The organism is Saccharopolyspora flava (assembly GCF_900116135.1).
Classification (GTDB): Bacteria; Actinomycetota; Actinomycetes; order Mycobacteriales; family Pseudonocardiaceae; genus Saccharopolyspora; species Saccharopolyspora flava.
On record NZ_FOZX01000003.1, the window covers coordinates 196,644 to 218,913 of the forward strand.

The window sequence follows — 22,270 nt, forward strand, 5'->3', positions numbered from 1 at the left end:
ACGACGATGCCCAAGCCCGCTATCACCAACCCCGATTTCTTCGGTTTCTACGAGCTGCTCAGCGAATCCGAGCGCAACGAGCTCGCCGAGATCCGCGAGTACCTGGAGCGCGAGGTCAAGCCGCTGGCCAACCGCGCGTGGGACACCTCGGAGTTCCCCTTCGAGGTCGTCGAGAAGTTCGCCAAGCTGCGCCTGGCGTCCTACCAGTTCCCCGAGCACGGCGACGGCGTCAAGCGCAGCCCGCTGTTCACCGGGTTCCTGAGCCTGGAGCTCAACCGGATCGACCCGTCCCTGGCGGTGTTCTCCGGTGTCCACACCGGACTCGCGATGGGCAGCATCTACCACGGCGGTGACCAGGCGCAACGCGACCGCTGGATCCCGGACATGGTGGAGATGAACCGGATCGGCGCGTTCGCGCTGACCGAGCCCGAGGGCGGCTCCGACGTCGCGGGCGGCATGCGCACCACCGCCCGCAAGGACGGCGACGAGTGGGTGCTCAACGGCTCCAAGCGCTGGATCGGCAACGGCACCTTCGCCGACCTGGTCGTGGTGTGGGCGCGCGACGAGGCCGACGGCAACGTCAAGGGCTTCGTGGTGGAGAAGGGCACGCCCGGCTTCACCGCCACCAAGATCGAGGGCAAGATCGCGCTGCGCACGGTGCAGAACGCCGACATCACCCTCACCGACGTCCGGGTGCCGGAGGCCAACCGGCTGCAGCAGGTCAACAGCTTCCGCGACACCGCGAAGGTGCTGGCCATGACCCGCGGCGGCGTGGCGTGGCAGGCGCTGGGCGTGGCCGTGCGCGCCTACGAGCTGGCCCGCGAGTACGCGGTGGAGCGCGTGCAGTTCGGCAAGCCGATCGGCGGCTTCCAGATGATCCAGGACCTGCTGGTCAAGATGCTGGGCAACATCACCGCCATGTTCGGCGTCGTGGTGCGGCTCAACGAGCTGGTGGCCCAGGGTTCCGGCAGCGCCGAGCAGGCCGCGCTGGCCAAGGCCTTCACCACCACCAAGATGCGCGAGGTCGTGGCCTGGGCGCGGGAGCTGTTCGGCGGCAACGGAATCGTCCTGGACTACGAGGTCGCGAAGTTCTTCGCCGACGCCGAGGCGGTCTACTCCTTCGAGGGGTCGCGCGAGATGAACACCCTCATCGTCGGCAAGGCGATCACGGGGCTCAGCGCCTTCGCGTGAGGGACCTGAGCGCTCCCGCCGGGTCCGGACGTCACTCGTGAGGGTGTCGAACGAACATGACCCGTTCGGGTACTTGCACTCAAATCCTCCCGAACTCAACAAAAAATTCGCAGCACGCGCGAGAACGGGCCGCTCACCTCGATTTCCGAGGTGGGCGGCCCTTCTGACGCTCAGCGGCCGCATCGTCCATCCGCCCAATGGCCGCATCGTTGGGCGGAAAGGTCCAATTCACCGGCCCGACGCACTATCATCACGCCGAGTGATACTTTTGATCATTAGTGGAGCACCAGTAGTCCCCGGTGACGCCCCCGACGTTTCGGCCCCCGCCGTCTCGGCACCGCGGTGCCCGTCACCGACACCCCCGTACCAAGGACGCTGATGTCTGAAAGCCCCTTACCCGCGAGCCCATCCGAACGAGCCCCCGAAGCCCCACCCCACAACGATCTTCGGGCGAAGCTGCAGCGGCTGGTCGTGGTGTCCCTGGCCGTGACGGCGCTGCTCGGGACCGCCACGGCGGTCACGCTCGTCTTCGTCCCGCCGCCCGAAGTGCGCTACACCGCGCTGGCCGTCGGCATCGTCGCCTGCATCGCCGTGGTGGTCGTCGGGTTCCTGCGCGCCAACACCCTCGCCGACGAGGTCGACCGCCGGATCCACGAGTCCGGCCACGACGCCCAGGCCAGGCTGCAGGAATCGCTGCGCCACTCCCACCAGTGGATCGAGTCGCTGCGCGGCACCGTCGCCCAGGGCACCCGCGAACTCCCGCACCTGGTCGAGCAGATCCAGGCCGGTCAGCAGCCCGCGCCCAAGTGGCCCACCGGTGAGCCCGTCACCGGCAACCCCTACGAGCTGCTCGCCCACGAGCTCCGGCAGGCCCAGATGGCCGTCGAGTTCGCGCTGGTGCGCATGCAGAGCGAGCCCTCGCAGGCCAACATCGACCCCAGCGTCGCGGTCTTCGCGAACCTGGCCCGGCGCGTGCAGTCCCTGGCCCACCGCGCCATCCAGCGGCTCGACGAGCTGGAGCAGCAGGTCGAGGACCCGGACCTGCTCAAGGGCCTGTTCGCGGTGGACCACCTGGTCACCGGCGTGCGCAGGCAGGCCGAATCCCTCGCCGTGCTCGGTGGTTCGATGCCGCGGCGGCAGTGGAGCAAGCCGGTGGCGATGTACACCGTGCTGCGCTCGGCGGTCGCCGAGGTCGAGCACTACGCCCGCGTCAAGGTGATCCCGCCGGTCGACGGCACGCTGCACGGGCACGCCGTCGCCGACGTCATCCACCTCATCGCCGAGCTGGTGGAGAACGCCACCGCCTTCTCCGAGCCCGACACGCAGGTCACCATCAACAGCCAGATCGTCACCGCAGGCCTGGCCATCGACATCCGCGACCGCGGTCTGGGCATCGACCAGCGCAACCGGGTCACGCTCAACGGGCTGCTCACCAACCCCGACGACGTCGACCGCGACGCCCAGCTGCGCGACGGCCGCATCGGCCTGTACGTGGTCGCCCAGCTCGCCCACCGGCACCACATCGGCGTGGAGCTGGAGAACAACATGTACGGCGGCACCGACGCGCACGTGGTCATCCCCAACAACCTGCTGGGCGAGAACGACGTCGAGGCCGACGACTCGGCCGCGCAGAGCTCCGCCAGCGTGCTGTCGACGACCGAGCCCGGCAGCAACGGGCACGACTCGCGCACCTCGCTGATGCCGTCGCCGCAGACGTTCAACAACAACGGCAGGCACACCGGCCAGCAGCCCGTCTACGCCACCGGCCCGCAGCCGGCGGTCGCCGAGGAGCTGCCGACCCGGCAGCCGTCCCAGCGCGCGCGGCACGCCGGTGTCGTGCCCGAGGCCGCACCGGCCTCCACCCCCACCGCCCCCGCGGCGGCGTCCGGCCCGGTGGGCGCCGACAACGCGGACCGGCCCGCGCTCCCCAGGCGCGACCGCACCCGCACCTACCTGGTCCCGCAACTCGCCGAAGGCACCTCCGCGCCCGAGGACAAGCCGCAGGGCGGGCCGAGCCCGAGCCTGTACGCCTCGTTCCGCTCCGGTGTCGAGGGCGGCGTGTCGGACGACAGAACCGACCAGGGCTGACCTCGCTTACCGCATCCCCCTCCCCCGCACACGATCTGCCCCGGCAGTGAGAAGAGAGTCAGGAGACGTTTTCCAAATGGCCAATGACGCAGCGGGCTCGTCGTCCGACCTGAGTTGGCTACTCGCCGACCTGCTCCGACGAGTCCCGCACACCCGCTGTGCCCTGCTCGCCTCCACCGACGGAATCAAGCGGTACTACCGAGGCCTGGACAACGACGAGGCCGACGCCCTCGCCGCCTGGGCCGCCGCGCAGTGCTCGCTGGCCCGCAACGGCGGCCGCCGGTTCGGCATGAACGGCGGTGGTGTGCGCCAGGTGGTCGTGGAGTTCAACGACCTCGTCGTGTTCGTCTCCGCCGCCGGTAGCGGCGCCGTGCTGGTCGTGCTGGCCACGCCGGAGGCCGATGCCGCCGTTCTCGGCTACGAGATCGCTCAGCTCGTCAAGCGCGTCCCCTCCCACCTGGCTACCCCCATGCGGCAGCCCACCGCCGCGCGGAGCGCCGGTGAGATGGGCAGGTGAGCATGCCCGGCCCCTCGGACACTCCGTGGCTGGACAACGAAGCCGGCCCGCTGCTGCGCCCGTACTCGCTGACCAACGGGCGGACCGAGCCCAGCGAACCGCTGTCGCTGCAGTCGCTGGTCCGGTCCACCGGCCGGTTCTCGCCGGACCGCATCGAGCCGGTGCACGCCAAGATGCTGAACCTGTGCCGGCACGCCACCTCGGTCGCCGAGGTCGCTGCTCACCTGCGGCAGCCCGCCGTAGTGACCAAAGTTCTGCTCTCCGATCTCATCGATTGGGGAGCGCTGACCACCCACGCACCCGCCGACGTGCCGAAGCGCGATCAACTGGAGGCTTTGCTGAATGGGCTCCAACAGCTCTGAGCCATTCCCGACCTCGTTCAAGTTCCTCATAGCGGGTGGGTTCGGAGTCGGGAAGACCACGTTCATCCATTCGGTCAGCGAGATCGAGCCGCTGACCACGGAGGAGACGCTCACCGTCGCCAGCGTCGGGCACGACGACCTGACCGGCGTGGGCGACAAGACCACCACCACCGTGGCGATGGACTTCGGTCGAATCACGTTCAACCCGCAGAACATCGTGCTGTTCCTGTTCGGCACGCCGGGCCAGGACCGGTTCTGGTTCATGTGGGACGACCTGGTGGACGGCGCCCTGGGCGCGGTCGTGCTGGCCGACACGCGTCGGCTGGAGGACTGCTTCGCGGCCGTGGAGTTCTTCGAACGCCGCGGCATCGATTTCCTGGTCGCGGTCAACCAGTTCGAGAACAGCTTCCGCTACCAACCCGAGGAGGTACGGCAAGCACTGGACATCAAACCGCACATCCCCGTCGTGCTCTGCGACGCGCGCGATCGCCGCTCCTCGGCGTCGGTGCTGGTGCAGCTGATCGAGCACGTGCTGGAGACCCGCGCTCTATGATCCCCCGCCCCGAATCCGCCCCCGGATTCCACTGAAATCGGAGCTTCTCGTGACGACTTTCGATGCTGCCGGACACCGGCACCTCAGCCCCGTCGACTCACACGCGTCCGAACGAGCCGCGCGGCTGCGCCAGCTCGGCCTGGGCGACGCCGCCGATCCCGAGTTCGACGCCTTCGCCCAGCGCGTCGCCCAGACCCTCGGCGTGCCCAACGCGATGGTCAACTTCATCACCGACACCCACCAGTACCTGGGCGGGCTGTTCACCAAGGCCGCGGGGATGGAGGACCCCAACGCCGAGACCGACCCGCGGTCGGCGCCGATGGAGACCGGGTACTGCCCGCACGTCATCGCCCGCCGGATGGCGCTGGTCCTCGAAGACGTCTGCGACTACCCGCGTTTCGCGGGCAACGACGTCGTGGACAAGATGAACGTCCGCTCCTACCTGGGCGCTCCGCTCATCGACCGCACCGGCATGGCGCTGGGCACGGTCTGCGTCATCGACAGCGAGGTGCGGCCGTGGGGCCGCGACGGCCTCAACGCGATCAAGGCGCTGGCGGGTGAGGGCGTCGAGCTCATCCACCGCCGCGAGCGCGATCTCCAGGCGGGCTGAGAGCCCCACCTGCGCCGAGGGGGCGGGACCGCGTCGCGCGGTCCCGCCCCCTCGGTGCTTCCTCGGTCGTCAGCCGCGGCGCAGCAGCAGGTCCAGGTCGTGCTGGATACCGGGGCGGCGCTGCTCGACGTTGCCGATGCTGGACTCGAAATCGCCGATGTGGCGGGCGAGTTCGTCGACGGTGGGCAGCTCCACGAACGGCCTGCTGTCCTCGGCGGTGCGCAGCTTGTCGACCAGCTGCTGCTCGCTCCAGGACGCCGTGTGGGCGTACATCGACGAGCGGGTGCGGCCGTCCGCGGTGAGCGCCGACAGGATCGCCCAGCAGGCGAGCTCGCCGATCTGACCGGCCAGGATGTGCCGCTGCTGGCCACCGGTGGTCGTGGTGGTGGTCAGCTTGTCGATGCGGGAGATGTACTCGGCCAGCTTCGGGTCCACGTCGAACTCGTCGAAGATCGACAGGAACTGCTGCGGCTGCTTGAGCACCATCGAGCCCAGGTAGACCGTGATGGCCTCGGTGGTGCCCTCGAAGATCCGGAACAGCCGGTAGTCCCGGTAGAACTGGCCGACGACGTTGGTGTCGACGAAACCGCGGGCGCCCAGCAGCTGCACGCAGCGGTCCACGACCTGCCACATCAGCTCGCAGCCCAGGATCTTGGCCGCGAAGTAGAACGGCTCGGGCACCTCGCGGCCGGCGTCGAGCCGGTCGGCGATGTGCTCGACCAGCGTCTCCACCGCCTGCACGGCCGCCACCGATTCGGCGATGACCTGCTGGATCCGCCCGTTCTCGGCGAGGTTTCCGGTGGCGACCTCGCGGCGGCGGGCGAAGCGCTGGGTCATCTCCAGCGCCCGCATCGCCGCGCCGAGCGCGCCGGTGGCCAGCATCAGCCTGCCCCGGGTGAACGCGGTCTTGGCCGCGAGCAGGCCCTTGCCCTCCTCGCCGAGCAGGCTCTCCGCCGGGACGTGCAGGTTCTCCAGGCTGAGGCTGTTCTGCGGCACGGCCTTGAGGCCGAGGGTGACGACCTCGGGCCCGCGCACGAAACCGGGCGTCGCGGTGTCGACGAGGAAACCGGTGATCCCGGCGTCCTGGCCGTGCTCGTCGGTCAGCCGCGCGAAGAGGTTCACGTAATTCGCGTCGGCGCCCAGCGAGATCCACTGCTTGCCGCCGTTGATGACGTAGGAACCGTCGGGCCGCTTGGTAGCCGTGCTGGTGATGGCCCGGACGTTCGAGCCCATGCTCGGTTCGCTGATCGCGCTGGTCACGAGTCTGCGGCCCTGCGCCAGCTCGGGCAGCACGGCCGCGCGCACGTCCTCCCGGGCGAACTCCTGGATGGGCGGGACGCCGAGGGTGTTGTGCACCGCGAGCAGGATGAGCAGGTTGCAGTCGATGGCTCCGGCCTGCCGCCACACCTTGGTGGTGTCGGAATGCGAGAGTTCTCGTCCCTGGTACTGCTGGGGGATCTGCAGGCCGAACAGCCCGGCCTGGGCGAGATCGGGGATCAGCGACAAATGGAAACCGCGCCGTTCATCCATTCGTCGAGAGTCGAGCTGCTCCCTGCTGTACCTGCGCAGGAAATCGAGCATCTCCGACACCGCGCCGGGGCGCGCGGAACCGATATTGGTCGACTCCATTCCGATAGGTCCTTCCTGGAAAGGCTCTCGCGAGGGGGTTCGCGAAGGGGGTGTTCGCGGCGCGAGCGAAACGACGAACCGGCCGCGCACCGGCAATTCGGTGCGGGTGGATAACCGCGTTCGTCATCTCATTCGTGCCGTTGAGCGGAATGAGGCGTCCCGTCTTCGGGCATGCTCGGTCACCGGTATGAGCAGTGGGGGTGCCGCGTCGCGCCTGCGGCGTCGCTCGACCGGGGAGAGGGGAAGGGCATGCCGTCAGCAATGGGGATGTCGGGGTCGCCTCGTCCTGCCGGGTTCACGCCGTGCGAGCTCGCTCTCTGCCCGGTCCGGTCGCAGGTCCTCGGAGGGAACGAGGTCGTGACCAGAGGCCGGGATCCATCTCGAAAAACTCCGTTTCTTGCACGAGCCCGCAGCGTCCACGTGAGCACAGCAGGAGAGCGAAATTACCCTAACTCGGCAGAACGGGGTACCACCTTTTCGGTGAGCCAACTGACGGACTGTAATCGTGGCTGGTCGGCTCGAAGCGGCGTCCTGTGAGCAATTCGACGGAACGGTTGAGCGGATTCTCAGGAAACGGAGTCCTCTGTGGACCAGAACCGGAATTGTCCGAGGTCAGGACGAGAACTCGGCGGTAAGGAGGAACACCGTTCGGGTACTCGCGAGTAAAGCGGCGCGGAAGCCGAGACCTTGATCACCTTCCGCGCCGCGCGCTCACTCGATGCCCGCGGCGTCCATGCCGCGGATCTCCTTCTTCAGGTCCGCGATCTCGTCGCGCAGCCGGGCCGCGAGCTCGAACTGCAGCTCCCGCGCCGCGTTCATCATCTGGTCGTTGAGCTGCTGCACCAGATCGGCCATCTCGGCGCGCGGCATCGACGAGATGTCGCGCTCCTCCAGCAACCCGGCGCTGGCCACGGCCTCGCCCGTGGGCTTCTTGCCGCGCGAGGTGTTGCGGCCCGAACCGCCCACCGACACCGTCTCCTCGGTGTCCTCGGCCTCGCTGTAGACCCGGTCGAGGATGTCGGCGATCTTCTTGCGCAGCGGCTGCGGATCGATGCCGCGTTCCTCGTTGTAGGCGATCTGCTTGGCGCGACGCCGGTTGGTCTCGTCGATGGCGTGCTGCATCGAGTCGGTGACCCGGTCGGCGTACATGTGCACCTGGCCGGAGACGTTGCGCGCCGCACGACCGATGGTCTGCACCAAAGACGTTCCGGAGCGCAGGAACCCCTCCTTGTCAGCGTCCAGGATGGACACCAGCGAGACCTCCGGCAGGTCCAGACCTTCGCGCAGCAGGTTGATGCCGATGAGCACGTCGTACTCGCCGAGCCGCAGCTGCCGCAGCAGCTCCACCCGGCGCAACGTGTCGACCTCGGAGTGCAGGTAGCGCACCCGGATGCCCAGCTCCAGCAGGTAGTCGGTGAGGTCCTCGGCCATCTTCTTGGTCAGCGTCGTCACCAGCACCCGCTCGTCGCGCTCGGAGCGCTCGCGGATCTCGTGCACCAGGTCGTCGATCTGGCCCTCGGTGGGCTTGACGATGACCTCGGGGTCGACCAGCCCGGTCGGGCGGATGACCTGCTCGACGAACTCGCCGCCGGCCTGCGCCATCTCGTAGGGGCCGGGCGTGGCCGACAGGTAGACGCTCTGGCCGATGCGGTCGGAGAACTCCTCGAAGGTCAGCGGCCGGTTGTCCAGCGCGCTCGGCAGCCGGAAGCCGTGCTCGACCAGCGTGCGCTTGCGGGAGGCGTCGCCCTCGTACATGCCGCCGATCTGCGGGACCGTCACGTGCGACTCGTCGACGATGAGCAGGAAGTCGTCCGGGAAGTAGTCGATCAGCGTCGCCGGGGCCGACCCGGCCTCGCGGCCGTCGATGTGCCGCGAGTAGTTCTCGATGCCGGAGCAGAAGCCGACCTGGCGCATCATCTCGATGTCGTACTGGGTGCGCATCCGCAGCCGCTGAGCTTCGAGGAGCTTGTTCTGCTTCTCCATCCGGTCCAGCTGCTCCTCCAGCTCCCCCTCGATGGCCCGGATCGCCTTGTCCATCCGGTCGGGTCCCGCCACGTAGTGGGTGGCCGGGAAGATCCGCAGCTCCTGCACCTCGCGGACGATCTCGCCGGTCATCGGGTGCAGGTAGTGCAGCCGGTCGATCTCGTCGCCGAAGAACTCCACCCGCACCGCCAGCTCCTCGTAGGCGGGGATGATCTCGACGGTGTCGCCGCGCACCCGGAAGGTGCCGCGGGCGAAGGCGATGTCGTTGCGGCTGTACTGCACGTCGACCAGCGCGCGCAGGAACACGTCGCGGTCGATCTCGCCGCCGACCTGCAGCGGGATCGCGCGGTCGAGGTAGGACTGCGGCGTGCCCAGGCCGTAGATGCAGGACACCGACGAGACCACCACGCAGTCGCGGCGCGAGAGCAGGTTGGACGTCGCCGAGTGGCGCAGCCGCTCGACGTCCTCGTTGATCGAGGAGTCCTTCTCGATGTAGGTGTCGGTCTGCGGGACGTAGGCCTCGGGCTGGTAGTAGTCGTAGTAGCTGACGAAGTACTCCACGGCGTTGTCCGGGAAGAACCCGCGCAGCTCGTTGGCCATCTGGGCGGCCAGCGTCTTGTTCGGCTCCAGCACCAGCGTGGGCCGCTGCACCCGCTCGATCAGCCAGGCCGTGGTCGCCGACTTGCCGGTACCGGTGGCGCCGAGCAGGACCACGTCCTTCTCGCCGTTGTTGATCCGCCGCTCCAGGTCCTGGATCGCCTGCGGCTGGTCGCCTGCCGGCTCGTAGTCGCTGACCACGCGGAAGGTGCCGTCGGCGCGCGGGATGTCGCTGACGGGTCGGAACTCGGAGTGCGCCAGCACGGAGTCGTCGAGTGCGGGGCGCTCAGTCGCGAAAGCCACGGCACCCAGCGTACGAGCCACCCCCGACATCATGTCGCGTCACGGGGTGCTTTCCGAGCCCGGAAGGCGGACAATGGTCTGCGTCACCGGCCCCGACCGATGGGAGGTGACCTGCGAACAGTGGTAGAGAGATCAGCGGGCGCGGCGGGCTTCGAACGTCGCGCCCGCCTCGTGCGCGAGCTTAGAGTGGTCGGGTGACCACTCAGCGGGAGATCGCCGAGAGCCTGGGACTGCCCGTGCACCCGCCGAAGACCGAGGTCTTCGACCTGGCGGAGGGCACCAACACCGACCCCAAGGGCCACGTCCGCACCGTGAGCCGCTTCCACCTCGAGCCCTTCGGGCTCTACATCGCCCGGCCGATGCCCGGTCACCCCCGGCTGGCCGCGCTGGAGTCGTGGCTGCTGCCCGCGCTCGGGCTGCGGGTGTCGCGATTCCACCGGCACCCGGGTCACGAGCGGGACCTCGATTACTACCTGGATCTGGTCGACGTGGAAACGGGTGAGAACCGGTGGCGAACCGTCGACCACTACCTCGATCTGGAAGTGCGCCAGAACCGCGACGTGGAACTGCTCGACGTCGATGAATTCGTGCTCGCGGTGCACGCGGAACTGCTCGATCCGGAAACCGCGGAACGCGCGATGCGACGCGCCTGCGCGGCCGTGGAAGGCCTCGCCCGCTGCGGCTACGACCTGCCGAAGTGGTTGCGCGACAACGACATCGAGCTGTCGTGGGACGCGCAACCGATCAAAGGTCCCGTACCCGAGCCGCGTTCGCTACCGCCATCGGAGTGATCTCCGAACCCGTTTCCTCCGCTATTCCCGGAACGGATCGTCGTGTGCGGAAAAGTTATGTTAAGAACCGGTACTGATGATCACGTTTCCACTTTTCCCGGCTACTCTCTGACGCTGTGAGCGCTGCGATTTCCCCCACGTTGATGGAAGTCATCGATCTCTTCAGCTCGCAGCGCAGGCGCCCGACCGGCCAGGTGCACCGGCTGGAGGTCTGCCACGTGGAGCGGTGGGGTCTGGCCGTGGAGTGCCCGACCCCGGACCACGACGTGGAGATCACCTGGCTGCTGGCCGACCTGGGCCTGCGCCTGACGCGGCTGCGGCCCCGCAACCGGCACTCGCTGCCCGGCCCGAGCACGCTCACCGCGGTCACCATCCACCGCGACACCCGCTCCTGGGCCACCGCCGACCTGCTGCTGAGCCTGGAGGTCCCGGACGGCGGCCGGCCGCGCATCACCCGCGCCGCCGAGTTCGCCTCCGCCGTGGCCGCAGGCGCCATCCGCCCGAGCGAGGCCGACTACGCCTTCCGCACGGTCCACCGCACGCTCGACGAGATCAGCATGCACCGCTCGGTCAACCAGTGGCTCGCCTACCGAGGCATCTTCGACCCCTGGTGAGTTGAGGACTTGCTGCTCGGCGGTGCATGAACGAGCGCGAGCGCTCACCGCTGCGGGGGTGTGCCGTCGAGGCGGATGAGGCGTCGTTCGACGGCGGCGTTGACCGCGGCCACGCGGCTGTCGACGCCGAGCTTGGTGTAGATGTGCACCAGGTGGGTCTTGACCGTGGCCTCGCTGATGAACAGCCGCCTGGCCAGGTCCCGGTTGCCCAAGCCCTGCGCGAGCAGCTCCAGGATCTCGACCTCGCGGTCGCTGAGCGCCTGCTCCGGTGACCTGCTGCGCCGCAGCAGGCGGGAGGCGATCTCCGGCGACAGCGTCGTCTGGCCGCGCGCGGCGGAGCGGATCGCCTGGAACAGCTCCTCCGGCGGCCCGGCCTTGAGCAGGTAGCCGGTGGCGCCCGCGTCGATCGCGCGGTTGATGTCGGTGTCGGCGTCGTAGGTGGTCAGCACCAGCACCTGCGGCGGGTCCTCCAGCGCGCGCAGCCTCCGGGTGGCCTCGACCCCGTCGACGCCGTCGCCCAGCTGCAAGTCCATCAGCACCACGTCGGGGCGGTGGGCACCGGCCAGCCGCACGGCCTCGCCGGCGGTGCGCGCCTCGCCGACGAACTCGACGCCCTCGTCCCCGCCGAGCAGCGCCCGCAGCCCAGCGCGCACCACGGCGTGGTCGTCGACCACGATCACCCGCACCCGCTCCGTCACGAAGCACCTCCCAGCGGCAAGGTCACCGCGACGGCCGTGCCCTCGCCCGCTCCGCTCTCCACCACCAGCGTGCCGCCGCGCTGCTCGGCCCGCGCGCGCATCCCGCCGAGCCCGAACCCGCGTCCCGCGCCGTGCGGCGGGTTCGCCGGGTCGAAGCCGATCCCGTCGTCGCGGACGTCGAGGCTGACCTCGTCGTCGAGGTAGGACAGCGTCACGCCGACCGCGCGGGCACCGCTGTGCTCGCGGACGTTGGCCAGCGCGCCCTGCGCGACGCGCAGCAGCACCGCGTCGTCGTCCGCACCGGTGGGCAGCGGGTCGCCGACGACGTCGAAGCGCACCTCGAGACCGGACTCCGCGGCGGTGCGGTCGGCCAGCGCCCGCAGCGCCTCCGGCAGCGATCGGCGTTCCAGCTCCGCCGGGGGCAGCCCGCGCACGAACCGGCGCGCCTCCTCCAGGTCGTGCTCGGCGATCTCGCCCGCCCGCCGCACGTTGCCGTCGGCGTTGCCGGAGCGCTCGGCGGCCTGCAGCAGCATCCGGATGCTCGACAGGCCTTGGGCGAGGGTGTCGTGGATCTCGCGAGCCAGCCGCTCGCGCTCGGAGCTGATGCCCGCCCGGTGCTCGGCCTCGGCCAGCTCGCCGCGGGTGCGCACCAGCTCCTCGATGAGCCGCCGGCGTCGCTCGCTCTCCCGGCGCAGCTCCAGGAACACCGCGGTGGCCATGGTGGCGACCGCGATCGGCACCAGGATCGAGATCAGCTCGACGCGCTCGGCGATCCGCAGCTGCGCGAAGATCACCGCGGCGGTCAGCAGCACGACCGCGATGATCAGCGGTGTCGGTTTCAGCACCCGCAGGCAGACGAAGAACAGCGGCACCGCGCACCACCCGAAGCTGGGCGCCACCAGCACCAGCGCGCACCACACGACCACGACCGCGCCCACCCAGGCCGGCCGCAGGTGCGCGCTGCGCTCCCAGAAGGCGATGCCGACGGCGTAGACCACGATCAGCGCCACCGACAGGCCCAGCACCAGCGGCGTGAGCCGGGCCAGGCCGTGCGCGTCGACGAAGCGCGAGGCCGAGGCGGCCAGCAGCACGAAGAACCCCGCGTGCATCGCGCGGTACAGCCACCCGCCTGGGGGTGCGGTCTCGTCGGTCACCGGGCTCCTCTCGGCCACTCCGAAGGCTGACACGCCCACGAATACGTCGCGCGCCGCCCTGCGGCATCAACTGATCGGTTGATCCGGGATCAACCGCCCGACGCCGGGGAACGCACCGCCGGATCGACGTCGCGGGTCGTCCCGGCGCCGAAGCTGGAAGCACAACGCAGGAACGCATCACCGAGCAGGGAGCCCTCATCGTGAACACCCGCACCCGCGCCGTCGTCGGCGCCCTCGTCGGCATCGGCCTCCTCGGCGGAGCCACCGGCTTGACCGTCGCCCAGGCCGACCCGGCCCCGCAGCCCCGCCCGGCGGCCGTCGTCCAGCAGCAGGTCCTCAGCGCCGACGCCGCGATCAAGGCCGCCCAAGCCGCTCTGGACGCCGCCGAGGCCAAGGGCCAGCACGTCACCGTCTCGATCGTCGACCGCGCGGGCAACGAGCGCGTGCAGCTGACCGGCGACGGCGCGGGCCCGCAGAGCTTCGAGTCCGCCGAGCGCAAGGCCTACACCGCCGTCGCCTGGGGCAAGCCCACCTCCGAGCTGGGCGAGCAGGCCGGCGGCCAGGGCGCCACGCTGCGCGACATCCCCGGCACCCTGTTCCTCGCAGGCGGTGTCCCGGTCAGCGCCGGCTCCCCGATCGCGGGCATCGGCGTCGCGGGAGCTCCCAGCGGCGACATGGACGAGCAGTTCGCCCGGGCCGGGCTGCAGGCCATCCAGGCCGAGCTGCGCTGAGCCCCGGAGACGGACGAACCCCGGTATTCGCGAGGAATACCGGGGTTCGCGCTCTCGGCGTCAGGGGGTGTGGCCGGTGGAGTCCGCCCAGGCGAGGGCCTTGGGGAGGTTGTCGGCGAACCAGGGTTCCTTGGCCAGGGCGTAGGCCTCGTGATCGGTGTCGTCGGCGTGGGCCTCGGCGACCCGCCGCTTGAGGGCGAGGTAGCTCTCGCGAGCGGCCGGATCGGCGCGGAGCCAGGCGGGGAAGATCAGGGCGACCCGCCAGGACGCCGTGCCCTCGACGCGGACGTGCAGGTTGGCGGGCCGGCCGGGGTCGGCGGCGATGTGCAGGCGCTTGGCCCACTGCTCGGGTTCCGGCGCGAAGTCGTGGGGCGTGTCGAGCTCACCCCCGGGCACGTGCGCGAACCCCGCCTCGGTGAGCGAGTCCGCGAGCGCGTCGGCGTCGGCGAGGGTGCGGACCGTGAGCTGCAGGTCGATGACGTCCTTGGCGGGCATCGGCACCGAGGTCGAGCCGACGTGGTCGACGCGGACCGCGCGCTCCCCCGCCGCGCGCCGCACGCGGGCGATCAGCCGGCGGGCCTGGGCGGCCCACTGCGGGTCGGGATCGACGAGGGACGGCCCGAACCGCGCGGCCCGCTGCCGTCGCCGCAGGTTCTCCTCGAAGGGCACCAGCCGGTCCCGCCACAGCTCGTCGACGCGGGCCAGCAGGTCCTCGACCTGCCCGCTGTTGTCCAGCCACACGTCGGCGACCTCGCGGCGCTGCTCGTCGGTGGCCTGGGCGGCGATCCGGGCGCGGGCGTCCTGCTCGCCGAGGCCGCGGCCGACGAGCCGCTGCACGCGGACGTCCTCGGCGGCGTCCACGATGATCACCAGGTGGTAGTTGGGCGCGTAGCCCGCCTCCACCAGCAGCGGGATGTCGTGCACCAGCACCGAGTCCGCCGGCGCCTCGGCCATCCGCCGCGCGGTCAGCTCGGCGACCTTGGGGTGCACGATCGCGTTGAGGTCCAGCCGCGACCGCTCGTCGGCGAACGCCTTCGCCGCCAGCGCGGGCCGGTCCAGCGCCCCGGACTCGTCGAGGATGCCCTCGCCGAACCGCTCGACGAGCTCGGCCAGCCCGGCGCTGCCGGGTTCGACGACCTCCCTCGACAGGGCGTCGGCGTCGATCACCACCGCGCCGAGCTCGGCCAGCCGCCGCGCCACCGTCGACTTGCCCGATCCGATTCCTCCGGTCAAACCCACCCGCAACATGCGCTACATCCTGCCAGGCTCCGGCGCCGCGGTGAGAGCCGGTTTTGGCCCGAACCGCCCGGCAAACGCGGAACGGCCCCGCATCCGAGGAGGATGCGGGGCCGTTCTCAGACCTCAGCCTTCAGGCGTGAAGTGCTCACGCACCGCCGGAGAGCTTCTCGCGGAGGGCGGCCAGCTGGGCGTCGCTGGCGAGCGAGCCGCTGTCCTGCTGCTCGTCGTTCGAAGCCGACGAGTAGTTGCCGCCGCCGCTCGGAGCCGCCTGCTCCTCGCCGCCACCGGCGGCCGCGGCAGCCGCGGCCTCGGCGTCGGCCTGACGGGCCTTCGCGATCTGGGCGATGTGCTTCTCGTAGCGGGAGTGCGCCTCGGCGTACTGGCGCTCCCACTCCTCGCGAGCCGACTCGAAGCCTTCCTGCCACTCCTGGGTCTCCGGGTCGAAGCCCTCGGGGTAGATGTAGTTGCCCTCGTTGTCGTACTCGGCAGCCATGCCGTACTGGGTCGGGTCGAACTCCGAGTCGGGGCTGAAGCCCTCGTTGGCCTGCTTCAGCGACAGGGAGATCCGACGACGCTCGAGGTCGATGTCGATGACCTTGATCATGACCTCGTCGCCGACCTGGACGACCTGCTCCGGGATCTCGACGTGGCGCTCGGCCAACTCGGAGATGTGGACCAGGCCCTCGATGCCCTCGTCGACGCGGACGAACGCACCGAACGGCACCAGCTTGGTGACCTTGCCCGGCACGATCTGGCCGATCGCGTGGGTGCGGGCGAACTGACGCCACGGGTCTTCCTGGGTGGCCTTCAGCGACAGGGAGACGCGCTCGCGGTCCATGTCGACGTCGAGGACCTCGACCGTGACCTCCTGGCCGACCTCGACGACCTCGGACGGGTGGTCGATGTGCTTCCAGGACAGCTCGGAGACGTGCACCAGACCGTCGACTCCACCGAGGTCGACGAACGCACCGAAGTTGACGATGGAGGACACGACGCCCTTGCGGACCTGGCCCTTCTGCAGCTGGTTGAGGAACTCGCTGCGGACCTCGGACTGGGTCTGCTCCAGCCATGCGCGACGGGACAGGACCACGTTGTTGCGGTTCTTGTCCAGCTCGATGATCTTGGCCTCGAGCTCGCGGCCGACGTAGGGCTGCAGGTCGCGGACGCGGCGCATCTCGACCAGGGACGCCGGCAGGAAGCCGCGCAGTCCGATGTCGAGGATGAGGCCGCCCTTGACGACCTCGATGACGGTGCCGCGCACCGGCTCGTCCTTCTCCTTGAGCTCCTCGATGGTGCCCCAGGCGCGCTCGTACTGGGCGCGCTTCTTGGAGAGGATCAGCCGGCCTTCCTTGTCCTCCTTCTGGAGAACAAGCGCCTCGACGAAGTCACCAACGGTGACGACCTCGGCGGGGTCGACGTCGTGCTTGATCGACAGTTCCCGGGACGGGATGACGCCCTCGGTCTTGTAGCCGATGTCAAGCAGCACCTCGTCACGGTCGACCTTGACGATGGTGCCCTCAACGATGTCCCCATCGTTGAAGTACTTGATGGTCTGGTCGACGGCGGCGAGGAAGTCCTCCTCCGTCCCGACGTCGTTCACTGCGACCTGCGGCTTGGTGGCGGCTGCAGTCGGGACGGTGGTGGTGTCGGTGGACATCAGGTGGGTTGCTCCGGTACGGATAGGTTGGTCGCTGGTTCTGCTCTTGTGCCGCGTCGTCGCCGGTTTCGTCCGGCCCGGTCGAAGACCGGACCTGCGGATTCCGTTCGCCGATCGGCCTTCGCCGCCTCGGTGTGACCCGGGACGCAGAAGCCGATGAGAAAAAGACCCACGGCGCGGGCGGTATCGTACGCGCTTTCTCGATCGTCGGGCAAACCGCGGTACCCCTGGGCGGCAGACGCGTGTCGGACGCACGACACAATCTCTTCACGTCCGCACCGCACGCACCAGTCCCGGGGGCCTCCTTGACACATCCCGACGAGCCGGAAAACGCCAGCTCCCAGAATAGCTCGGCGGAGCAGCGCCTGGGGACCGTCGGCGTGCGCAAGCGCGACGTGGACGCCGCCGAGTCGCGCTCGGCGAACCGGCTGTGGTGGGACGCCGACGCCGACGACTACCAGGCCGAGCACGGCGAGTTCCTCGGCGACGACGACTTCGTGTGGTGCCCGGAGGGCCTGCGCGAGGAGCAGGCGCGGCTGCTGGGCGAGGTGCGCGGCAAGCGGGTGCTGGAGGTCGGCTGCGGCGCCGCGTCGTGCGCGCTCTGGCTGGCCCGGCAGGGAGCCGAGGCGGTCGGTCTGGACATCTCCGCCGGGATGCTGCGGCACGCGACCGAGGCCGCCGCGCGCACCGGGACCTCGATCCCGCTGGTCCAGGCCAGCGCGGACCAGCTGCCCTTCGCCACCGACAGCTTCGACCTGGCCTGCTCGGCCTTCGGCGGGGTGCCGTTCGTGGCCGACGTGGGCGCGGTGTTCCGCGAGGTGGCCCGGGTGCTGCGCCCCGGCGGCCGGTGGGTGTTCGCGGTCACCCACCCGATGCGGTGGATCTTCCCGGACGACCCGGGCCCGACCGGGCTCACGGTCACCCACTCCTACTTCGACCGGACGCCCTACCTGGAGATCGACGGCGACGACCGCGCGACCTACGTCGAGCACCACCGCACGCTCGGTGACTTCGTGCGCGCGCTCGCGGGCGCGGGCCTGCGCCTGACCGATCTGATCGAGCCGGAATGGCCCGAGGGGCACACTCAGCAGTGGGGACAGTGGAGCCCACTGCGAGGCAAGCTGTTCCCGGGCACAGCGATCTTCGTCTGCGCCCTCGACTGAGCCGGTGCCCGCCCCGCGAGGTGGCGCGAAGAGAGAGCGACTTCGTCGCTCGGCCGAGATGGATGTGAGGAGCCCCGGTGGCGACCGCGCAGGAATTGATGGCGGCCCAGTTCGCGCGGTTCGCCGCCCTGGACCCGCAGCTGCCGCACGACCAGTTCGTGCCCTCGGACGCCGAGCCGGTGGCGGCGCGCACTCCCGAGGGCTACGGGGTGGCGGGGCTGATCACCCACACCTCGAACCCGGCGGGCTCGGCGCGCGGGTTGTGGCAGGCCGGTGAGGCCTTCGAGCTGTTCCCGATCGTCGGCGAGCGCCCGCGCGCCGGCCTGGACGCGCTGCTGGGCGCCTGGCGGGAGTGGCTGGCGGCACAAGAGGATCCGGGGCCGAACTCCTCGGCGATGGTGGTCTGGCCGAGCCGGGACGTGCAGGGCACGAGGGCGTTGCTGGATCACGGTTTCTTACCGCTGTCGGTGCTCGCGATTCGATCACCCGCCCCGGTCGCAGATACGGAACTGTCTGGTACCGTAAAGGTGCGCCGCGCGGGACCGACCGATCTGGACGCCGTCGTCGAGCTCACCCTCGCCGAGCTCGAGTACGCCGCCCTCGTCGGCACCGCCACGTACCGCTCCGACGCCGCGCAGCTGAAGCGGGCCGCCGCCCGAGTGCGCCTGCACTCCGACGACCCGGTCTGGCTGGCGGAGCAGGACGGCACGCCCGTCGCGGTCGCGGAATGCGGCTGGATCGACACCGGCAAGTCCCCCAGGGCTTACCGGCTGCGCCCCGGCTCGTGGGCCTACGTCAACTGCGTGTCGGTGCACGAGAAGGCGCGCGGCACCGGTGTCGGCCGGCAGCTGATGGCGGTGGCGCACAACGAGTTCGTGCGCCGCGGCGCCGTCGGCAGCTTCCTGTACTACAACCCGCCCAACCCGTTGTCCTCGGTGTTCTGGCCCCGCCAGGGATACCGGCCGCTGTGGACGATGTGGGAGGTGCGCCCGGCCACCGCACTGCGCTGACCCCGAACCCCGGGGCCCGCGCGGCAGGCTCCGAGAGGATCGAGGACACGTGGAGATCGTCGCCACCGGCGTCGAGGTCATCGGCGCGCACGGGCCGCTGCTGGCGCCCACTTCGCTGCGGGTCACCGACGGGCAGACGCTGCTGGTCACCGGCGAGGCCGGGACCGGCAAGACCGCCCTCGCGCTGGCCCTGTCCGGTCGGCTCAAGCCCAGCTCCGGCAGCGTCCGGCTGGACGGCTCGTCCGACACCGACCGGCTGCGCCGCGCCGTCGCCGTCGTCGACGCCCCGCAGATCACCGAGCCCGACGAGTCGCTGCAGGTCCGCGACGTCGCCGCCGAAGGACTGTCGCTGGCCGGGCGCCGCTCGACCCGCCGCAAGGTCCGCGACTGGCTCGCCGAGCGCGAGCTGCCCGGCGACGTGCGGTTCGAGAACCTGCCCGACCACCAGCGCACCCGGCTGCTGATCGACCTGGCCTGCGAGTCCCGCACCACGCGCGCGCTGGTGCTCGACTGCCCGGACCGCCACGGCCACGACCCGCAGCACTGGTTCGCCCCCGCCACCGCCCGCGCCGCCGCGGGCATGGCGGTGATCGTGCTCTGCTCCACCCACTCCGCCGAGAAGCTCGGAGTGCCCGCCGTCCGCATCGGCGCGAACGACACCGAGTCCGAGGACTCCGAGAAGTCCGACGACACCCAGAAGTCCACTTCGGTCCGTTGACACCTGAAGGTCCGCGATGACTACTTTCCGGCTCGCCGCAACGGAATTGCGGCGGCTCACCTCGGGCAAGCTGCCCAAGCTCGCGCTGCTGGCGGTCACGCTGGTGCCGCTGCTCTACGGCGCGATGTACATCTACGCCAACTGGGATCCCTACGGGAAGCTCGGTTCGGTGCCCGCCGCGGTCGTCATCGACGACACCGGCGCGCAGCAGGAGGACGGCAAGGCGCTCAACGCCGGCCAGGACGTCTACGACGAGCTCGTCGACTCCGACACCTTCTCCTGGACCCGCACCGACCTGAAGCGCGCCCAGGCCGGGGTCGCCAACGGCGACTACACCTTCGCGCTCGTGGTGCCCAAGGACTTCTCGAACGCGCTGGTCTCCCCCGCCGACTTCACGCCGCGGCAGGCCAAGCTGCAGCTGATCACCAACGACGCGAACAACTACCTGGTGGGCACCATCGCCGACAAGCTCGCCGGTGAGGTCCGCAAGGGCGTGGCGTCCAACGCCGGGTCGACCGCGGCCGAGCAGTTCCTGCTGGGCTTCTCGACCGTGCACGACAAGACCGTCGAGGCCGCCGACGGCGCAGGCAAGCTCGCCGACGGCGCCGGGCAGCTGCGCGACGGCCTCGGCCAGGCCCAGCAGGGCGGCACGCAGCTCTCCGACGGCGCGCACCAGCTGCTCGACGGGCAGCGGCAGCTCGCGTCCGGGGCCAACCGGCTCGCCGACGGAACCGGCCAGCTGCACACCGGCCTGCAGCAGCTGCGGGACTCCACCGCGCAGCTGCCGGACCAGACCGCCAAGCTCGCCGACGGCGCCGAGAAGGTCGCCCAGGGCAACGAACAGCTGGCGCAGAAGGCCAACGTCGTCGGCAACCTCTCGCAGGGCATCATCGACAACCTCGACCAGACCAAGGCCCAGACCGCGCAGCAGCTGCACCAGGCGGGTCTCGACGACGCCACCGTCCAGCGCATCGTCGACGGGCTGGACAAGCTCGGCAGCCCCGCCACCGACGCCAACACCAAGCTGCAGACCCAGGTCGGGCAGCTCAACATGCTCGCCGACGGAGCCCGCCAGGTCGCCGACGGCAACCGGGCGCTGGCCAACGCCACCCCGCAGCTGACCAGTGGCATCGAGCAGCTCACCAGCGGCGCCGGGCAGGTCGACGACGGCGCGGTGCAGCTGCGAGACGGCCAGCAGCAGGCCCTGTCGGGCACCGGCAGGCTCGCCGACGGCGCCGACCAGCTCGTCGGCGGCACCCAGCAGCTCTACGACGGCTCCGGGCAGCTCGCCGACGGCTCGACGACGCTGGCCAGCGAGCTCGGCAAGGGCGCGGGCGACATCCCGCACCCCGACGAGCAGACCCGGCAGGCGACCGCCGACACCATCGGCGACCCGGTCGCCGTCGACACCCAGGCGCAGGTCAAGGCCGACACCTACGGCGCCGGGCTGGCCCCGTACTTCATGGGCCTGGCGCTGTGGGTCGGCGGGTTCGTGCTGTTCCTGATCATGCGGCCGATGTCCAACCGCGCGCTGGCCGCGGGCGTGGCCCCGTGGCGGGTCGCGCTGGGCGGCTGGCTGCCCGCGGCGCTGATCGGCCTGGTGCAGGCGGTGCTGCTGTTCTCGGTGGTGGTGTTCGCGATCGGCGTGCACCCCGCGCACCAGTGGCGCACGCTCGGGTTCCTGATCCTGACCTCGTTCGCCTTCACCGCGGTGGTGCACTCGCTCAACGCGGCGTTCGGCCCGAAGGGCAAGTTCATCGCCCTGGTGATCCTGGTCCTGCAGCTGGTCACGGCCGGCGGCACGTTCCCGTGGCAGACGATCCCGGAACCGCTGCACCCGCTGCACCAGGTCCTGCCGCTGGGCTACGTGGTCACCGGGCTGCGCCACCTCATCTACGGCGGCACCGAGGGCTCGGTGACCCAGTCGGTGGTGGTCCTGCTCTGCTACCTGCTCGCCGCGCTGCTGCTCACCACGATCGCGGCCTGGCGCCAGCGGGTCTGGACCCCCAGCCGCCTCAAGCCCGAGCTCTCCCTGTAGCTCCTCACGTCAGAAACCCCGGTTTTCGTCGCGCGAAAACCGGGGTTTTTGACGTGATCAGGCCTCGTCGTCGTAGCGGGCGATCTCGATGAGGTTGCCGTCGGGGTCGCGCAGGTAGAGCGAGGTGATGGGGCCGCGCGAGCCGGTGCGGCCGACCGGGCCCTCCTCGATGCGGACCTCGCTGGTGCGCAGGTGCTCCTGCACGTCGGACAGCGGCCGGCTGGTGACGAAGCACAGGTTCGCCGAACCGGGCACCGGGTGCGTCGCGGTCGGCTCGACGAGCTCGGCGGACGCGTGCAGCTTGATCGTCTGGTCGCCGAAGCGCACCGCACGCCGCTCACCTGGGAACTCCACCGGCTCCATGCCGAGGACGTCCCGGTAGAACTCGACCGCCCGATCCACATCGGCGACGGTGAGGACCAGGTGGTCGACTCGATCGATGCTGATCATGCTCCTCCTCGGGGTCGGCGCGGTACGCGTTCGGGGTGCCCGCGCCCTGCTGGCGCCCCGCCCGGCCACGATCCCGCAGCGGCCGAGGTCGGCCGGAGCGCGTAGCAGGTTATCCGCACCGGTGTTCGGTACCGGACCCAGGGCCCCACCAGCGGTGACGTTCGCCATTGCACA

Annotated in this window: 20 protein-coding genes; 13 read left to right on the plus strand and 7 right to left on the minus strand. The window is 70.3% G+C overall.

Annotated elements, in window-relative coordinates:
* Positions 1 to 6: 6 nt before the first annotated feature.
* The 6 genes from BM424_RS11300 (at position 7) to BM424_RS11325 (ending at position 5,321) form a co-directional block, all read left to right on the plus strand.
* Positions 7 to 1,191, plus strand: a complete 1,185-nt coding sequence (locus BM424_RS11300; RefSeq protein WP_093416010.1) for an acyl-CoA dehydrogenase family protein — start codon at positions 7 to 9, stop codon at positions 1,189 to 1,191.
* A 378-nt stretch (positions 1,192 to 1,569) separates the two neighbouring features.
* Positions 1,570 to 3,279, plus strand: a complete 1,710-nt coding sequence (locus BM424_RS11305) for a sensor histidine kinase (RefSeq protein WP_093416012.1) — start codon at positions 1,570 to 1,572, stop codon at positions 3,277 to 3,279.
* A 76-nt stretch (positions 3,280 to 3,355) separates the two neighbouring features.
* Positions 3,356 to 3,796, plus strand: a complete 441-nt coding sequence (locus BM424_RS11310; protein ID WP_093416013.1) for a roadblock/LC7 domain-containing protein — start codon at positions 3,356 to 3,358, stop codon at positions 3,794 to 3,796.
* A 2-nt stretch (positions 3,797 to 3,798) separates the two neighbouring features.
* The gene (locus BM424_RS11315) at positions 3,799 to 4,158 is read left to right on the plus strand and encodes a DUF742 domain-containing protein (RefSeq protein ID WP_093416015.1); all 360 of its coding nucleotides are present in this window, start codon (positions 3,799 to 3,801) and stop codon (positions 4,156 to 4,158) included.
* Complete coding sequence (locus tag BM424_RS11320; protein ID WP_093416016.1) at positions 4,139 to 4,711, plus strand: GTP-binding protein; 573 nt, start codon at positions 4,139 to 4,141, stop codon at positions 4,709 to 4,711. The genes BM424_RS11315 and BM424_RS11320 overlap by 20 nt, the downstream gene beginning before the upstream one ends.
* A gap of 49 nt (positions 4,712 to 4,760) precedes the next feature.
* The gene (locus BM424_RS11325) at positions 4,761 to 5,321 is read left to right on the plus strand and encodes a GAF domain-containing protein (protein WP_093416018.1); all 561 of its coding nucleotides are present in this window, start codon (positions 4,761 to 4,763) and stop codon (positions 5,319 to 5,321) included.
* A 69-nt stretch (positions 5,322 to 5,390) separates the two neighbouring features.
* On the opposite strand, the gene BM424_RS11330 is transcribed toward BM424_RS11325, so the two are convergent.
* Positions 5,391 to 6,950: an acyl-CoA dehydrogenase family protein gene (locus BM424_RS11330; RefSeq protein ID WP_342742608.1), complete on the minus strand. Its 1,560-nt coding sequence runs from the start codon at positions 6,948 to 6,950 to the stop codon at positions 5,391 to 5,393.
* A 711-nt stretch (positions 6,951 to 7,661) separates the two neighbouring features.
* A complete protein-coding gene (gene uvrB, locus BM424_RS11335; RefSeq protein WP_093416019.1) occupies positions 7,662 to 9,833 on the minus strand; it encodes an excinuclease ABC subunit UvrB in 2,172 nt (723 codons plus the stop codon).
* 194 nt (positions 9,834 to 10,027) lie between these two features.
* On the opposite strand from uvrB, the gene BM424_RS11340 reads away from it, so the two are divergent.
* Together BM424_RS11340 and BM424_RS11345 are read left to right on the plus strand one after the other, a co-directional pair.
* Positions 10,028 to 10,624 carry a ribonuclease FAU-1 family protein gene (locus BM424_RS11340; protein ID WP_093416021.1) on the plus strand — a complete coding sequence of 199 codons (597 nt, stop codon included), beginning with the start codon at positions 10,028 to 10,030 and terminating at the stop codon, positions 10,622 to 10,624.
* Positions 10,625 to 10,740: 116 nt separating this feature from the next.
* A complete protein-coding gene (locus tag BM424_RS11345; protein ID WP_245775772.1) occupies positions 10,741 to 11,238 on the plus strand; it encodes a DUF402 domain-containing protein in 498 nt (165 codons plus the stop codon).
* Positions 11,239 to 11,282: 44 nt separating this feature from the next.
* Here BM424_RS11345 and BM424_RS29075 read toward each other — a convergent pair whose 3' ends face one another.
* Positions 11,283 to 11,936: a response regulator gene (locus tag BM424_RS29075; protein ID WP_245775773.1), complete on the minus strand. Its 654-nt coding sequence runs from the start codon at positions 11,934 to 11,936 to the stop codon at positions 11,283 to 11,285.
* Positions 11,933 to 13,090 (minus strand): sensor histidine kinase, encoded by a 1,158-nt coding sequence (locus BM424_RS29080; RefSeq protein WP_245775774.1) that lies wholly within the window; start codon positions 13,088 to 13,090, stop codon positions 11,933 to 11,935. The genes BM424_RS29075 and BM424_RS29080 overlap by 4 nt, the downstream gene beginning before the upstream one ends.
* A 200-nt stretch (positions 13,091 to 13,290) precedes the next feature.
* Between BM424_RS29080 and BM424_RS11360 the strand changes: the two genes are divergently transcribed.
* Positions 13,291 to 13,821 (plus strand): GlcG/HbpS family heme-binding protein, encoded by a 531-nt coding sequence (locus BM424_RS11360; protein WP_245775775.1) that lies wholly within the window; start codon positions 13,291 to 13,293, stop codon positions 13,819 to 13,821.
* A 60-nt stretch (positions 13,822 to 13,881) separates the two neighbouring features.
* Here the strand turns inward: BM424_RS11360 and coaE are convergent, their stop codons facing one another.
* Together coaE and rpsA are read right to left on the minus strand one after the other, a co-directional pair.
* Positions 13,882 to 15,069 (minus strand): dephospho-CoA kinase, encoded by a 1,188-nt coding sequence (gene coaE / locus BM424_RS11365; RefSeq protein WP_093416026.1) that lies wholly within the window; start codon positions 15,067 to 15,069, stop codon positions 13,882 to 13,884.
* A gap of 136 nt (positions 15,070 to 15,205) precedes the next feature.
* Positions 15,206 to 16,717 (minus strand): 30S ribosomal protein S1, encoded by a 1,512-nt coding sequence (gene rpsA / locus BM424_RS11370; protein ID WP_093416027.1) that lies wholly within the window; start codon positions 16,715 to 16,717, stop codon positions 15,206 to 15,208.
* A gap of 305 nt (positions 16,718 to 17,022) precedes the next feature.
* Here rpsA and BM424_RS11375 point away from each other — a divergent pair, with 305 nt between their 5' ends.
* The 4 genes from BM424_RS11375 (at position 17,023) to BM424_RS11390 (ending at position 21,646) form a co-directional block, all read left to right on the plus strand.
* Complete coding sequence (locus BM424_RS11375; RefSeq protein ID WP_093416028.1) at positions 17,023 to 17,880, plus strand: class I SAM-dependent methyltransferase; 858 nt, start codon at positions 17,023 to 17,025, stop codon at positions 17,878 to 17,880.
* A gap of 77 nt (positions 17,881 to 17,957) precedes the next feature.
* Positions 17,958 to 18,890: a GNAT family N-acetyltransferase gene (locus tag BM424_RS11380; RefSeq protein WP_093416030.1), complete on the plus strand. Its 933-nt coding sequence runs from the start codon at positions 17,958 to 17,960 to the stop codon at positions 18,888 to 18,890.
* A 49-nt stretch (positions 18,891 to 18,939) separates the two neighbouring features.
* Positions 18,940 to 19,608, plus strand: a complete 669-nt coding sequence (locus BM424_RS11385) for an ATP-binding cassette domain-containing protein (protein ID WP_093416032.1) — start codon at positions 18,940 to 18,942, stop codon at positions 19,606 to 19,608.
* A 16-nt stretch (positions 19,609 to 19,624) separates the two neighbouring features.
* The gene (locus BM424_RS11390; RefSeq protein ID WP_093416033.1) at positions 19,625 to 21,646 is read left to right on the plus strand and encodes a YhgE/Pip domain-containing protein; all 2,022 of its coding nucleotides are present in this window, start codon (positions 19,625 to 19,627) and stop codon (positions 21,644 to 21,646) included.
* A 57-nt stretch (positions 21,647 to 21,703) separates the two neighbouring features.
* Here the strand turns inward: BM424_RS11390 and BM424_RS11395 are convergent, their stop codons facing one another.
* Positions 21,704 to 22,096 carry a VOC family protein gene (locus tag BM424_RS11395; RefSeq protein ID WP_093416035.1) on the minus strand — a complete coding sequence of 131 codons (393 nt, stop codon included), beginning with the start codon at positions 22,094 to 22,096 and terminating at the stop codon, positions 21,704 to 21,706.
* Positions 22,097 to 22,270: the final 174 nt, after the last annotated feature.